Source organism: Cronobacter universalis NCTC 9529, assembly GCF_001277175.1.
Taxonomy (GTDB): domain Bacteria; phylum Pseudomonadota; class Gammaproteobacteria; order Enterobacterales; family Enterobacteriaceae; genus Cronobacter; species Cronobacter universalis.
On sequence record NZ_CP012257.1, the window covers coordinates 2,577,728 to 2,591,607 of the forward strand.

The 13,880-nt window shown below is 58.7% G+C and carries 12 protein-coding genes; 4 read left to right on the forward strand and 8 right to left on the reverse strand.

The genetic code is table 11. The features are described 5' to 3' along the window. Positions 1 to 34: 34 nt before the first annotated feature. From AFK65_RS11895 to zwf, 3 genes are all read right to left on the reverse strand, one after another. Positions 35 to 673: a bifunctional 4-hydroxy-2-oxoglutarate aldolase/2-dehydro-3-deoxy-phosphogluconate aldolase gene (locus AFK65_RS11895; RefSeq protein WP_007698899.1), complete on the reverse strand. Its 639-nt coding sequence runs from the start codon at positions 671 to 673 to the stop codon at positions 35 to 37. 57 nt (positions 674 to 730) lie between these two features. Continuing rightward, on the reverse strand, positions 731 to 2,542 hold the full coding sequence (gene edd / locus AFK65_RS11900) for a phosphogluconate dehydratase (RefSeq protein ID WP_038856924.1): 1,812 nt from the start codon (positions 2,540 to 2,542) through the stop codon (positions 731 to 733). 234 nt (positions 2,543 to 2,776) lie between these two features. Then, the gene (gene zwf, locus AFK65_RS11905; protein WP_007698918.1) at positions 2,777 to 4,252 is read right to left on the reverse strand and encodes a glucose-6-phosphate dehydrogenase; all 1,476 of its coding nucleotides are present in this window, start codon (positions 4,250 to 4,252) and stop codon (positions 2,777 to 2,779) included. Positions 4,253 to 4,605: 353 nt separating this feature from the next. Between zwf and AFK65_RS11910 the strand changes: the two genes are divergently transcribed. Continuing rightward, the gene (locus AFK65_RS11910) at positions 4,606 to 5,472 is read left to right on the forward strand and encodes a MurR/RpiR family transcriptional regulator (RefSeq protein WP_007698921.1); all 867 of its coding nucleotides are present in this window, start codon (positions 4,606 to 4,608) and stop codon (positions 5,470 to 5,472) included. 129 nt (positions 5,473 to 5,601) lie between these two features. Then, the gene (gene pyk, locus AFK65_RS11915) at positions 5,602 to 7,044 is read left to right on the forward strand and encodes a pyruvate kinase (RefSeq protein WP_038856921.1); all 1,443 of its coding nucleotides are present in this window, start codon (positions 5,602 to 5,604) and stop codon (positions 7,042 to 7,044) included. A gap of 67 nt (positions 7,045 to 7,111) precedes the next feature. On the opposite strand, the gene lpxM is transcribed toward pyk, so the two are convergent. The 3 genes from lpxM to znuA form a co-directional block, all read right to left on the reverse strand. Beyond that, positions 7,112 to 8,080 (reverse strand): lauroyl-Kdo(2)-lipid IV(A) myristoyltransferase, encoded by a 969-nt coding sequence (gene lpxM / locus AFK65_RS11920; protein ID WP_007698926.1) that lies wholly within the window; start codon positions 8,078 to 8,080, stop codon positions 7,112 to 7,114. Between the two features lie 125 nt (positions 8,081 to 8,205). Then, positions 8,206 to 9,537, reverse strand: coding sequence for a murein DD-endopeptidase MepM (mepM, locus tag AFK65_RS11925; protein WP_007698929.1), 1,332 nt, complete (start codon positions 9,535 to 9,537; stop codon positions 8,206 to 8,208). Positions 9,538 to 9,552: 15 nt separating this feature from the next. Next, the gene (znuA, locus tag AFK65_RS11930) at positions 9,553 to 10,497 is read right to left on the reverse strand and encodes a zinc ABC transporter substrate-binding protein ZnuA (RefSeq protein ID WP_007698942.1); all 945 of its coding nucleotides are present in this window, start codon (positions 10,495 to 10,497) and stop codon (positions 9,553 to 9,555) included. A gap of 78 nt (positions 10,498 to 10,575) precedes the next feature. Between znuA and znuC the strand changes: the two genes are divergently transcribed. Together znuC and znuB are read left to right on the forward strand one after the other, a co-directional pair. Further along, entirely contained in the window at positions 10,576 to 11,331 is a 756-nt protein-coding gene (gene znuC, locus AFK65_RS11935; RefSeq protein WP_038856919.1) for a zinc ABC transporter ATP-binding protein ZnuC, read from the forward strand. Then, entirely contained in the window at positions 11,328 to 12,113 is a 786-nt protein-coding gene (gene znuB, locus AFK65_RS11940; RefSeq protein ID WP_007698948.1) for a zinc ABC transporter permease subunit ZnuB, read from the forward strand. Before znuC ends, znuB begins: the two co-directional genes overlap by 4 nt. Before the next feature lie 84 nt (positions 12,114 to 12,197). On the opposite strand, the gene ruvB is transcribed toward znuB, so the two are convergent. Then, entirely contained in the window at positions 12,198 to 13,208 is a 1,011-nt protein-coding gene (gene ruvB, locus AFK65_RS11945) for a Holliday junction branch migration DNA helicase RuvB (RefSeq protein ID WP_007698951.1), read from the reverse strand. Between the two features lie 8 nt (positions 13,209 to 13,216). After that, positions 13,217 to 13,828 (reverse strand): Holliday junction branch migration protein RuvA, encoded by a 612-nt coding sequence (gene ruvA / locus AFK65_RS11950; RefSeq protein WP_007698953.1) that lies wholly within the window; start codon positions 13,826 to 13,828, stop codon positions 13,217 to 13,219. Positions 13,829 to 13,880 lie beyond the last annotated feature (52 nt).

The following is a 13,880-nucleotide window of genomic DNA, read 5'->3' on the forward strand; positions in this document are numbered from 1 at the left end:
AGGCGGCGCGCTGCATTTCAGGTCGCGTAAAAAGTTACTGCGCGCCTTCCACCGCTTCGCGGGCAAGTTTGGTAATACGATCCCAGTCGCCCGCTTCCATCGCGTCCGCCGGCACCAGCCAGGAGCCGCCGATGCACAGCACGCTTTTCAGCGCCAGGTAGTCGCGGTAGTTGGCAGGCGAGATGCCGCCGGTCGGGCAGAAACGCACCTGGGAGAACGGGCCGGCGATAGCCTGCAACGCTTTGGTGCCGCCATTGGCTTCCGCCGGGAAGAATTTGAACTCTTTCAGGCCGTAATCCATGCCCAGCATCAGTTCGGAAACGGTGCTGATGCCCGGGATCAACGGAATAGTGCCTTCGGTCGCGGCCTTCAGCAGCGGCTCGGTGAGGCCCGGGCTGATGGCGAACTGCGCGCCGGCCTCGGTGACGTCTTTGAGCTGCTGCGCGTTCAGCACGGTGCCCGCGCCAATGATGGCGTCCGGCACTTCGTTGGCGATAGCGCGGATAGCGTCCAGCGCGCACGGGGTGCGCAGGGTCACTTCCAGCACGCGCACGCCGCCTGCCAGCAGCGCTTTCGCCATCGGGACCGCGTGCTCCAGTTTGTTAATCACAATCACCGGCACAACCGGACCGCTTTTCAGGATCTGTTCGGCACTCGTTTTCCAGTTTTTCATCTGTGGATCTCTCCCGCCATTTTTAAAGAGTGTGGCGCGCGCCTGCGCACCTGATAGTTAAAAGTCGATGCAGGTCGCGCCCTGCTCCGCCCCGGACAGTTTTTCACGCAGCGCACCGAACAGCTCGCGCCCCGTTCCCACGCGCTGGGCGCTGAGATCCGGGTGGTAAGGCTCGCGCCGCGCCAGTTCGGCGTCATCCACCAGCAGCGTCAGTTCGCCGGTCTGTCCGTTGACGCGAATGATATCGCCGTCGCGCACTTTCGCGAGCAGCCCGCCGTCGTATGCTTCGGGCGTCACATGAATGGCCGAAGGCACTTTCCCCGACGCGCCGGAAAGGCGACCGTCCGTGACCAATGCGATTTTGAAACAGCGGTCCAATAATACACCAAGCGGCGGCATAAGTTTATGTAATTCTGGCATCCCGTTCGCTTTCGGCCCCTGATGGCGCACGACTATCACGCAGTCGCGGTCCAGCCGCCCGGCCTCAAAGGCAGGCAAGACGTCGTGCTGACTTTCGAAGACCACGGCGGGCGCTTCCACGACCTGGTTTTCCACCGGCACGGCAGAGGTTTTCATCACCGCGCGGCCCAGATTGCCGCTCAGCACTTTGGTGCCGCCATGTTTAGAGAACGGTTTATCGATGGTGGCGATGATAGCGTTATCCAGCGAAGCCTGCGCCCCGTCGCGCCAGGCGAGTTCGCCGTTATCGAGCCACGGCTCTTGGGTGTAGCGCGCAAGACCAAAACCGGCCACGGTGTTGACATCTTCATGCAGCAACCCGCCTTTCAGCAGCTCGCGCATCAGCACCGGTACGCCGCCCGCGGCCTGGAAGTGGTTGATATCCGCCGGGCCGTTCGGGTAGAGACGCGCCAGCAGCGGCACGGCCTGGGAGATCTCGGAGAAATCATCCCAGTTGATGATAATGCCCGCCGCGCGCGCCATCGCCACCAGATGCATCGTGTGGTTGGTGGAGCCGCCGGTGGCGAGCAGCGCCACGATACCATTGACCACCACTTTCTCATCCACCAGTTTGCCAAGCGGCATCCAGTCGTTGCCGTTGCCGGTGAGGCGCGTCACCTGGCGCGCGGCCGCGGCGGTCAGCGCGCGGCGCAGCGGCGCGTCCGGGTGAACAAAGGAGGAGCCTGGCAGCTGCATCCCCATAAATTCAATGACCATCTGGTTGGTGTTAGCGGTGCCGTAGAACGTGCAGGTGCCGGGCTCATGATAAGACGCGGCTTCGGATTCCAGCAGCGCCGCGCGATCCACTTTGCCTTCGGCGTAAAGCTGGCGAATGCGCACTTTCTCTTTGTTCGGCAGGCCGCTCGACATCGGCCCCGACGGGATAAACACGGCGGGCAGATGCCCGAAAGAGAGCGCCGCCATCACCAGCCCCGGCACGATTTTATCGCACACGCCCAGATAGAGCGCGCCGTCGAACATGTTGTGCGACAGCCCCACCGCCGCCGACATGGCGATCACTTCGCGGCTCAGCAGCGACAGCTCCATACCGTCCTGCCCCTGCGTCACGCCGTCGCACATGGCGGGCACGCCGCCTGCGACCTGCGCCACCGCGCCGACGCTGTGCAGCGCCTCGCGGATCTGCTGCGGGTAGTTTTCGTAAGGCTGATGCGCGGAGAGCATGTCGTTATAGGAGGTAATGATGCCGATATTGTTACGCAGCATGCTTTTCAGCGCCGCTTTGTCATCCGGCTGGCAGGCGGCGAAGCCGTGGGCCAGATTGCCGCAGGCGAGGCTGGCGCGATGCACGGTCTGGCTTTTCGCCGCTTCGATGCGCGCAAGGTAAGCTTCGCGCGTGGCGCGGGAGCGTTCGGTAATACGTTTTGTTACCCGTAACAATTCAGGATGCATAAAAAGTCCTCTCTGTTATTTCTGCCTGAGGCCGCCTTTTCAGGCGTTGCGCAATACCACGAGGTTAGCACGTACACGCGCCAGCCGCGCCTCACAAGAGCAAAATCGCTTCAGCCAGTGTAATGAAAAAAGCCCCGCTGGTGAATCCAGACGGGGCTTTAAAAAAGAATTTTTTACACAACACCTGTTCGGGATCATGTTACCGGTAAAGCAACACTCCTCCGTACCGGTCGATTACTCGAACTCGTTCCAGGAACGGCCGTCACGGGTAATCATCGCCACCGAGGCGACAGGGCCCCATGTGCCGGCCTGATACGGTTTCGGCGCGTCGTTGTCCGCCGCCCAGGCTTCGGTGATGGAGTCGACCCACTTCCAGGCTTCTTCCACTTCATCACGGCGCACGAACAGCGCCTGGATGCCGCGCATGGTTTCCAGCAGTAGACGCTCGTAGGCATCGGCAAGGTGGCTTTCGTTAAAGGTTTCCGAATAACTCAGATCCAGCTTGGTGGTTTGCAGGTTGTGCTTGTGATCCAGCCCCGGCACTTTGTTCAGCACCTGGATATCCACGCCTTCGTCCGGCTGCAGACGGATAGTCAGCTTGTTCTGCGGCAGATCCTGCCAGGAGTCTTTAAACAGGTTCAGCTCCGGCGTTTTGAAATAGACCACCACTTCAGAGCATTTGGTCGGCAGACGTTTGCCGGTACGCAGGTAGAATGGCACGCCCGCCCAGCGCCAGTTGTCGATATCGACGCGGATAGCGACGAAGGTTTCCGTATGGCTGGTCTTGTTGGCGCCCTCTTCTTCCAGATAGCCCGGCACTTTTTTGCCCTGGGCGAAACCGGCGGTGTACTGGCCGCGAACGGTTTTCTCACGCACGTTAGAGCGGTCGATACGGCGCAGCGAGCGCAGCACTTTCACTTTTTCGTCGCGAATGCTGTCGGCGGTCAGATCAGACGGCGGAGACATCGCAATCATGCAGAGAATTTGCAGCAGGTGGTTCTGGATCATGTCGCGCATCTGGCCCGCCTGATCGAAATAGCCCCAGCGGCCTTCGATGCCCACTTCTTCGGCCACGGTGATTTCCACATGGTCGATAGTGCGGTTGTCCCAGTTATTGACGAATAGCGAGTTCGCAAAACGCAGCGCCAGCAGGTTCAGCACCGTCTCTTTACCGAGGTAGTGGTCAATACGGTAGACCTGGCACTCTTCGAAGAATTTACCCACCTGATCGTTGATCTCGCGGGAGGTTTCAAGCGAAGTGCCGAGCGGTTTTTCCATCACCACACGCGCGGGTTTGGCGTTAAGCTTCGCCGCCCCGAGGCCTTCGCAAATCGCGCCAAAGGTGCTTGGCGGCATCGCGAAATAGTTGATAGTGACGCGGTTTTTCTGATCCAGCATTTTGCCGAGACGAGTAAACGCGGCGGTGTCATTGACGTCCAGATTACAGAAATCGAGGCGGCCGCTGAGAGTATCCCACAGGGCTTCGTCGATTTTCTCTTTCATGAAGGTTTCAAGCGCTTCACGGACGACTTTGGTATAGGCTTCTTTATCCCAGTCCGCGCGGCCTACCCCCAGAATGCGGGTATCCGGATGGATTTGGCCCGCTTTTTCCAGCTGATACAGGGAAGGCAACAGTTTTCGGCGCGCCAGATCGCCTTTGGCGCCGAAAATCACTAAGTCGCACGCCTGCGCTGTTTGCGTTACCGCCATGTCTTTCTCCTCGTTTCGGAATCCCTGTCGGGACAGGTCATCATTGTAATTTTCTTACAGTGCACTCTACTGCTTTTAGGTCTTTCAGGATACTCCTAAGCGTCTGGCGTCGGTCACTAAAGCGCCATGCGCCGCGGAGAATGCTGCGAAATCAGGCTGTCGCGCCCGGCTGGCGCTTTTCACGCCACCGTCGCCATAACAAAATCAGACCGCGATCATGTTATGAAAAAAAACAACAACATTGTCTTTCGACGCCCGTCCGCGACTGTACTATCAGGAGTATATTCTTGATAAAACTAATCGTCGTTTCCCAATCGTGTGAAATGGCTCTTTCTGCGGGTCTCATGTTAGCAATGAACATGCTGGAAAAGATCCAGTCGCAACTGGAACATCTGAGTAAATCTGAACGCAAAGTCGCTGAAGTGATTCTGGAATCCCCTTCACAGGCCATTCATTCGAGCATCGCGACGCTTGCAAGCGAAGCGGGCGTCAGCGAGCCGACCGTCAACCGCTTCTGCCGGAGCCTTGAGACCAAAGGCTTTCCCGATTTCAAACTGCATCTCGCCCAGAGTCTCGCCAACGGCACGCCCTATGTAAATCGCAATGTCGATGAAGATGACAGCGTCGAAGCCTATACCACGAAAATTTTCGAATCGGCGATGGCGAGTCTCGATCACGTCCGCCAGTCGCTCGATATGGCGACGGTGAACCGGGCCGTGGATATGCTCACTCAGGCGAAGAAAATCGCGTTTTTCGGTCTCGGCTCGTCGGCAGCCGTGGCGCATGACGCTATGAATAAATTCTTCCGTTTTAACGTCCCTGTCGTCTATTCAGAAGATATTGTGGTTCAGCGCATGAGCTGCATGAACGGCGGAGCCGATGACGTGGTAGTGCTGATTTCGCACACCGGGCGCACCAAAAGCCTGGTGGAGCTGGCGCGTCTTGCCCGTGACAACGACGCGCTGGTGCTGGCGATCACCTCGCGCGGTTCACCGCTCGCCCGCGAGGCGAGCCTCGCCCTGCTGCTGGACGTGCCGGAAGATACCGACATCTATATGCCGATGGTCTCACGGCTTGCGCAGCTGACCGTCATTGATGTGCTGGCGACCGGGTTTACGCTGCGGCGCGGGGCAAAATTCCGGGATAACTTGAAGCGAGTCAAAGAAGCGCTCAAGGAATCGCGTTTTGATAAGAGCTTACTGGTTTCTGACGACCAGTAAGCATTTTTATAACAAAGTTGTAACTTACAAAGCCATTCGGTTATGGTTTGTGTCTCTATTCGAAACAGGCCACCGTGCCGAATTTATGTTCACGCAACACCAAAGTTGTTTCAGTCAACGGAGTAATACATGTCCAGACGGCTTCGCAGAACCAAAATCGTTACCACGTTAGGCCCGGCTACCGACCGCGATAATAACCTGGAAAAAATTATCGCCGCCGGCGCGAACGTAGTACGTATGAACTTCTCGCACGGGACGCCGGAAGATCATCAGCTTCGCGCTGATAAAGTCCGCGAGATCGCGGCCAAACTGGGACGTCACGTCGCTATCCTTGGCGACCTTCAGGGACCGAAAATTCGCGTCTCTACCTTTAAAGAAGGCAAAGTTTTCCTCAACATTGGCGATAAATTCCTGCTCGACGCCAACCTCGGCAAAGGCGAAGGCGACAAAGAGAAAGTCGGTATCGACTACAAAGGCCTGCCGGCGGACGTGGTGCCGGGCGATATCCTGCTGCTGGACGACGGCCGCGTGCAGCTGAAGGTGCTGGATGTTCAGGGCATGAAAGTGTTTACCGAAGTCACCGTGGGCGGCCCGCTGTCGAACAACAAGGGCATTAACAAGCTGGGCGGCGGTCTTTCCGCTGAGGCGCTGACTGAAAAAGACAAAGCGGACATTATCACCGCGGCGAAAATCGGCGTGGATTATCTGGCCGTCTCCTTCCCGCGCTGCGGCGAAGATCTTAACTACGCTCGCCGCCTGGCGCGCGACGCGGGCTGCGACGCGAAAATTTGCGCCAAAGTCGAGCGCGCCGAAGCGGTATGCAGCAACGAAGCGATGGACGACATCATTCTGGCGTCTGACGTGGTGATGGTCGCGCGCGGCGATCTGGGCGTTGAAATCGGCGACCCGGAGCTGGTCGGCATCCAGAAAACCCTCATTCGTCGTGCCCGTAAGCTGAATCGTGCCGTCATCACCGCGACCCAGATGATGGAGTCGATGATAACCAACCCGATGCCGACCCGCGCGGAAGTGATGGACGTGGCGAACGCCGTGCTGGACGGCACCGACGCCGTGATGCTGTCGGCGGAAACCGCCGCGGGCCAGTACCCGGCAGAAACCGTTTCAGCGATGGCGCGCGTCTGCCTCGGCGCGGAGAAAATCCCGAGCATCAACGTGTCCAAGCACCGCCTCGATGTTGAATTCGATAACGTTGAAGAGGCGATTGCGATGTCGGCCATGTACGCCGCCAACCATCTGAAAGGCGTGAGCGCGATTATCACCATGACCGAATCGGGCCGCACCGCGCTGATGACCTCCCGTATCAGCTCCGGCCTGCCGATTTTCGCGATGTCCCGCCATGAGCGCACCCTGAACCTCACCGCGCTTTACCGCGGCGTGACGCCCGTCTATTTCGACAGCGCCAACGACGGCGTGGCGGCGGCGCAGGATGCCGTCAACCTGCTGCGTGACAAAGGTTATCTGGTGACCGGCGATCTGGTTATCGTCACCCAGGGCGATATGATGGGTACCACCGGCAGCACCAACACCACGCGCGTGCTGACCGTCGAGTAAACCCCATAAAAAAAGGGGCCAGCGCCCCTTTTCGTGATGCGTAAGCCGCTCGCCCTGAGCGGCTTTTTTATTTCGGGTAGAGATCCTTGCGGCGGTAAGGCTCGGTCTCGCCGTCTTTACGCGTTTTCAGGAGCTTGAGGATCCAGGCGTACTGCTCCGGATGCGGGCCGACGAAGTACTCGACCTCTTCATTCATGCGGCGCGCCAGCGTCACGTCATCGGCGTCCATCAGATCATCCATCGGCGGGCGCACCAGCACGTCCAGACGGTGTGTTTCGGCATTATAGACCGGGAAGAGCGGGATCACGCGCGCGCGGCAGACTTTCATCAGGCGGCCCACCGCAGGCAGCGTCGCTTTATAGGTCGCGAAGAAATCGACAAATTCGCTCTGCTCCGGCCCGTGATCTTCATCCGGCAGGTAATAACCCCAGAAACCATCGCGTACCGATTTGATAAACGGCTTGATACCGTCCTGGCGGGCATGCAGGCGACCGCCAAAACGCAGGCGGACTTTATTCCAGACATAATCCAGCAGCCGGTTGCCCTGATGATGGAACATCGCCGCGACATGCACGCCGCGCGAGGCCAGCAGCATCGCCGGAATATCCACGCCCCAGCCGTGCGGGACGAGGAGGATCACGCTCTCTTTACTGTCCAGCATCTCGTTAAGAATGGCTTCGCCGTGCCAGTCGACGCGGCTGAGCACCTTTTCCGGGCCACGCAGCGCCAGCTCGGCCATAAAGACCATCGACTGCGGCGCCGTGGCGAACATATTGTCGATAATCGCTTCGCGCTGCGCCTCGGTAAGCTCCGGGAAGCAGTAGAACAGGTTGATACGCGCGCGACGGCGGGCGCTCTTGCCAAACTTACCGGCCAGCCGCCCGATTTTACCGAGCAGCGGATCGCGAAAAGACGGCGGCGTCAGGGCCAGCGCCGCGCAGGCGCCAATCCCAAGCCAGGAGCCCCAGTAGCGCGGGTGCAGGAACGCGCGCTCGAATTCAGGAATGTATTCACTTTTTGTTTTTTTAGTGTCCATGACGGTTCTCAGGCCAGAGCCAGGTAATCAAAAGAGAAAATAATGAAGGAGTTTAGCGGCGCGAAGGCCGCCAGACAAAATAAAAAGCCGGCGCACGGTGGCGCCGGCTGTTAATTGCCGCGCTTTTAATCAAGCGTCAGTTGCGGCACCACTTCTTTAACCTGCGCCAGGTAATCGCGGCGATCGGAGCCTGCGAGGCCTTCGGAGCGCGGCAGTTTGGCGGTCAGCGGGTTAACGGCCTGCTGGTTGATCCAGATTTCATAGTGCAGGTGGGGGCCTGTGGAACGCCCGGTGTTGCCGGAAAGCGCGATGCGATCGCCGCGTTTCACTTTCTGGCCCGGTTTTACCAGCAGCTTTTTCAGGTGCATATAGCGGGTGGTATAGGTGCGGCCGTGACGGATAGCGACATAATAGCCCGCCGCCCCGCTACGTTTCGCCATCACCACTTCGCCATCGCCCACCGCCAGTACCGGCGTGCCCTGCGGCATCGCGAAATCGACGCCTTTATGCGGCGCCACGCGCCCCGTTACCGGGTTCAGACGACGCGGGTTAAAGTTAGAGGAGACGCGGAACTGACGCGACGTCGGGAAGCGCAGGAAGCCTTTGGCAAGCCCGGAGCCGTTGCGGTCGTAGAATTTGCCGTCTTCTGCGCGGATGGCGTAGTAATCTTTACCGGAAGAACGCAGGCGAACGCCGAGCAACTGGCTCTGTTCACGCTTGCCGTCCAGCATCTCGCGCGACATCAGCACCGAGAACTCGTCGCCTTTTTTCAGCTTACGGAAATCCATCTGCCACTGCATCGCTTTGATGACTGCGCTGATTTCCGCGCTGGTGAGCCCCGCCTCTTTGGCGCTGGCGACGAAGCTGCCGCCGACGGTGCCTTTAATCACGTTATTGACCCAGTCACCCTGCTGGACTTCGCTGCTCATTTTAAAGCCGCCGGCAGGCGTGCGGTCATAAGTGCGGGTTTCGCGGCGCGACATCTCCCAGGTCAGGCGCTGCAATTCGCCGCTGTCGGTAAGCGTCCAGGAGATCTGTTGACCGATTTTAAGATTACGCAGGTCTTTATCGACCGACGCGAGCTGGCTGATGTCCCCCATGTCGATACCGTACTGGTTCAGCACGCTGCTTAAGGTATCGCCGGTGGAGACCACATATTCATGCACCCCGGCTTCGCCGGCGGTTTTATCGTCAAGCTCATCCTGCGGGATAGCTTCGTCATCTTCTGGTGCTGCCTGATCGATAGGCTCGCTCGCCTCCGGCAGCAGAGAGCGGATCTCGCTCTTACGCAGCTCGATGGTTTTAACGACAGGCGCCGATTCGGATTCGGGGTGGTAAATGTACGGCCGCCAGACGGCGACCGCGAGTGTGAGAACTGTAAGAGACCCCAGCATAACGCGATGGGGTCGTGGCAGGTTGTTAAATGCCAGGGCGACAGAGCGGGCTATCTGTTGCACGTATCCACTTCCTCGTTAATCTCCTTTCAGGCAGCTGGCATATTGGTTAGATAACTGAGTCAGGAACTGCATGTAGCTGTCCTTACCCAGGCTGACAGACGTTCCCAGCGGGTCGAGCGTTCCCATTCGAACTTTCGTGCCCCTGGCAACGGCTTCAATCACCGCTGGCCTGAACTGTGGCTCAGCAAAAACGCATTCGGCCTTTTGCTCAACCAACTCTGTTCTTATTTCATGTAAACGCTGCGCACCAGGCTGGATTTCGGGATTCACGGTAAAATGGCCGAGCGATGTCAGGCCGTAATGTTTTTCGTAATAGCCGTAAGCGTCATGAAAAACGAAGTATCCTTTCCCTTTCAGCGGTGCCAGCTCGTTCGCCACCTGTTTGTCTGTCCGGGCCAGTTCGGCCTCGAAGCGCTGGAGGTTGGCGTCCAGTTTGGCTTTGCTTTGCGGCATAAGTTCCACTAATTTTTCGTGGATTGCAACCGCCGACGCCCGGGCGATTTCCGGCGACAGCCAGATGTGCATGTTATAATCGCCATGATGGTGATGTTCGTCACTTTCTGCGCCATGATGAGCGTGATCTTCATGCTCGTCATCGTCATCATCAGCGCCTTTCATCAGCAGCGGTTTTACAGAAGCGAGTTCGGCCAGCGCCAGATTTTTTTGTGCCGGCAGCGCCTTCACGGATTTATCCATAAAGGCTTCCATGTCAGGACCGATCCAGACCACTAAATCCGCTTTCTGTAAGCGTTTAACATCGGAAGGGCGCAGCGCGTAATCATGCTCTGACGCCCCGTCCGGCAGCAGGACTTCGGTAGGCGTGACGCCATCAGCGATAGCGGCGGCGATAAAGCCCACCGGCTTAAGCGAAGCGACTACGGCGGCCTGCGCGCTGGTGGCTGCGCCGCCCAGGATTGCTGCACTGAGTGCAGCGCAAAGAAGCGTATTTTTATGTAACATAATGCGACTTATCATCGTTATGAATGTTGGAAGTGTGATATTATAACATTCGAAAACTTCTGCAATCACTAAATTGCCATGACTAATCTTGTATCGCTTCAGAATGTTAGCGTCTCCTTCGGGCAACGCCGCGTTTTATCTGACATTTCTTTAACTCTCACGGGGGGCCGCATCCTGACGTTGCTGGGTCCCAACGGCGCCGGAAAATCGACGCTGGTCAAAGTGGTTCTTGGCCTGGTAGCACCCGACGAAGGGGTTATCAAGCGTGAACCCCAGCTGCGCATCGGCTACGTGCCGCAAAAGTTGCACCTCGACGCCACTCTGCCGCTGACAGTAAGTCGCTTTTTGCGCCTGCGCCCCGGCACCCGCAAAGCGGATATCCTGCCTGCGCTCAAGCGCGTCCAGGCCGGACATCTTATCGACGCCCCGATGCAGAAACTCTCCGGCGGCGAAACCCAGCGCGTGCTGCTGGCGCGCGCCCTGCTCAACCAGCCGCAGTTGCTGGTGCTCGACGAACCGACTCAGGGCGTGGACGTCAACGGCCAGGTGGCGCTGTATGATTTAATCAACCAGTTGCGTCATGAGCTCCACTGCGGCGTGCTGATGGTGTCGCACGATCTGCATCTGGTGATGGCCAAGACCGACGAAGTGCTGTGTCTGAACCATCACATTTGCTGCTCCGGCGCGCCGGAAGTTATCTCCACACACCCCGAATTTATCTCTATGTTTGGCCCGCGCGGCGCAGAACAGCTGGGGATTTACCGTCACCACCATAACCACCGTCACGATTTGCAGGGACGGATTATTCTGCGCAAGGGAAATGGCTCGTTATGATTGAACTTCTGCTTCCCGGCTGGATGGCCGGTATGCTGCTGGCCTGCGCCGCAGGCCCGCTGGGCTCGTTCGTGGTCTGGCGCCGGATGTCTTATTTTGGCGATACGCTGGCGCATGCCTCGCTTCTTGGCGTGGCGTTCGGGCTGCTGTTTGATGTGAATCCGTTTTATGCGGTGATTGTCGTCACGCTGATGCTGGCGGGCGGGCTGGTATGGCTTGAGAAACGCCCGCATCTGGCGATCGACACGCTGCTTGGCATTATGGCGCACAGCGCGCTGTCGCTGGGCCTGGTGGTGGTGAGCCTGATGGGCAACATCCGTGTCGATTTAATGGCGTATCTCTTTGGCGATCTGCTGGCGGTGACGCCTGCCGATCTGGTCTCCGTAGGGGCAGGCGTCGCGGTCGTCCTCGGCGTGCTTGGCTGGCAGTGGCGTAATTTACTCTCCATGACCATCAGCCCGGATCTCGCGTTTGTGGATGGCGTGCCGTTACAGCGCGTCAAAATTCTGCTGATGATGGTGACGGCGCTGACGATTGGCGTGGCGATGAAGTTTGTCGGCGCGCTGATTATTACGTCGCTGCTGATTATCCCGGCGGCCACGGCACGTCGTTTTGCCCGCACGCCGGAGCAGATGGCTGGCATTGCCGTCGTGCTTGGCATGGTGGCGGTGACGGGCGGCTTGACGTTTTCCGCATTCTACGACACGCCCGCCGGGCCGTCGGTGGTGCTGTGCGCGGCGTTGCTGTTTATTTTCAGCATGACGAAGCGACCGCCAGCCTGACGCGGGCTGCCCGGTGAACCGGTTAACAAAAAAGCGCCCTGAGGGCGCTTTTTTTATGCATGGCTTTCACTCGCACCAGTCATGTCACGGCATCTGCGGCGGCGTAATGCCGAAATGGTTCCAGGCGCGGGTCGTCGCCATTCTTCCGCGCGGGGTGCGCTGCAAAAAGCCCTGCTGGATGAGGAACGGCTCCAGCACATCTTCGATGGTTTCGCGCTCTTCGCCGATGGCCGCCGCCAGGTTGTCGAGCCCCACCGGGCCGCCGAAGAATTTGTCGATCACCGCCAGCAGCAGTTTACGGTCCATATAGTCAAAGCCTTCCGCATCGACATTGAGCATATCCAGCGCCTGAGACGCCACATGCTGATTGATAACGCCGTCGTGGCGCACCTCGGCGAAATCGCGCACGCGGCGCAGCAGGCGGTTGGCGATACGGGGCGTGCCGCGCGAGCGTTTCGCGACTTCAAAGGACGCCTCGTCATTCATCTCAAGTCCCATATGGCGCGCGCTACGGCTGACGATATGTTGCAGATCGGCGACCTGATAGAACTCCAGACGCTGCACGATGCCGAAGCGGTCACGCAGCGGCGAAGTGAGCGACCCGGCGCGGGTGGTGGCGCCAATCAGGGTAAACGGCGGCAAATCGATTTTGATCGAGCGCGCCGCCGGGCCTTCGCCGATCATGATATCGAGCTGGTAGTCTTCCATCGCCGGGTAGAGCACCTCTTCCACCACGGGCGAGAGACGATGGATCTCGTCGATAAACAGGACGTCGTGCGGCTCAAGGTTGGTGAGCATCGCCGCCAGATCGCCGGCCTTTTCCAGTACCGGCCCGGAGGTGGTTCGCAGATTGACGCCCATTTCGTTGGCGACGATATTGGCGAGCGTGGTTTTCCCAAGCCCCGGCGGACCGAAAATCAGCAGATGATCGAGCGCATCGCCGCGCAGCTTCGCCGCCTGGATAAAAATCTCCATCTGGGAACGCACCTGCGGCTGGCCGATGTACTCGTCGAGTAATTTGGGGCGCATGGCGCGATCGGCCACGTCTTCCGCCACGATGCTGCCCGGCGCCACCAGGCGGTCTGCTTCAATCATCCTCTACCTCACAATGCCGCGCGCAGCGCTTCGCGAATCAGCGTTTCGCTGGTCGCATCCGGCTGGGCGACTTTACTGACCATACGACTGGCTTCCTGAGGTTTATAACCCAGCGACACCAGCGCGGCAACGGCTTCCGCCTCGGCATCATCCACCGCTGGGCTTGCAGGCGACGTCAGCACCAGATCCGCCGCTGGCGTGAAGAGATCGCCATGCAGGCCTTTGAAGCGGTCTTTCATCTCCACCACCAGACGTTCGGCGGTTTTCTTGCCGATGCCCGGCAGCTTCACCAGCGCGGCAGGCTCTTCGCGCTCAACCGCATTAACGAACTGCTGGGCGGACATGCCGGAGAGTATAGCCAGCGCCAGTTTCGGCCCGACGCCGTTCACTTTGATCAGCTCGCGAAACAGCGTGCGCTCTTGTTTGTTATTAAAGCCGAACAGTAAATGCGCATCTTCACGCACCACAAAATGGGTGAAGACCACCGCTTCTTTGCCGGTTTCCGGCAATTCATAGAAGCAGGTCATCGGCATATGGACTTCATAACCGACGCCGCCCGCCTCCAGTAATACCAGCGGGGGCTGTTTTTCCAGTACGATGCCTCTGAGTCTGCCTATCACGTTGCGCTCCTGCGTGGGGCTTATAAAGTTGCTGGCTATAATATAAAAAAAG

Bases quoted from the DNA above. Each gene is read 5' to 3' on its own strand.
- AFK65_RS11895 (WP_007698899.1), bottom strand. From the start codon at position 673: ATGAAAAACTGGAAAACGAGTGCCGAACAGATCCTGAAAAGCGGTCCG.
- edd (WP_038856924.1), bottom strand. From the start codon at position 2,542: ATGCATCCTGAATTGTTACGGGTAACAAAACGTATTACCGAACGCTCC.
- zwf (WP_007698918.1), bottom strand. From the start codon at position 4,252: ATGGCGGTAACGCAAACAGCGCAGGCGTGCGACTTAGTGATTTTCGGC.
- AFK65_RS11910 (WP_007698921.1), top strand. From the start codon at position 4,606: ATGAACATGCTGGAAAAGATCCAGTCGCAACTGGAACATCTGAGTAAA.
- pyk (WP_038856921.1), top strand. From the start codon at position 5,602: ATGTCCAGACGGCTTCGCAGAACCAAAATCGTTACCACGTTAGGCCCG.
- lpxM (WP_007698926.1), bottom strand. From the start codon at position 8,080: ATGGACACTAAAAAAACAAAAAGTGAATACATTCCTGAATTCGAGCGC.
- znuA (WP_007698942.1), bottom strand. From the start codon at position 10,497: ATGTTACATAAAAATACGCTTCTTTGCGCTGCACTCAGTGCAGCAATC.
- znuC (WP_038856919.1), top strand. From the start codon at position 10,576: ATGACTAATCTTGTATCGCTTCAGAATGTTAGCGTCTCCTTCGGGCAA.
- znuB (WP_007698948.1), top strand. From the start codon at position 11,328: ATGATTGAACTTCTGCTTCCCGGCTGGATGGCCGGTATGCTGCTGGCC.
- ruvB (WP_007698951.1), bottom strand. From the start codon at position 13,208: ATGATTGAAGCAGACCGCCTGGTGGCGCCGGGCAGCATCGTGGCGGAA.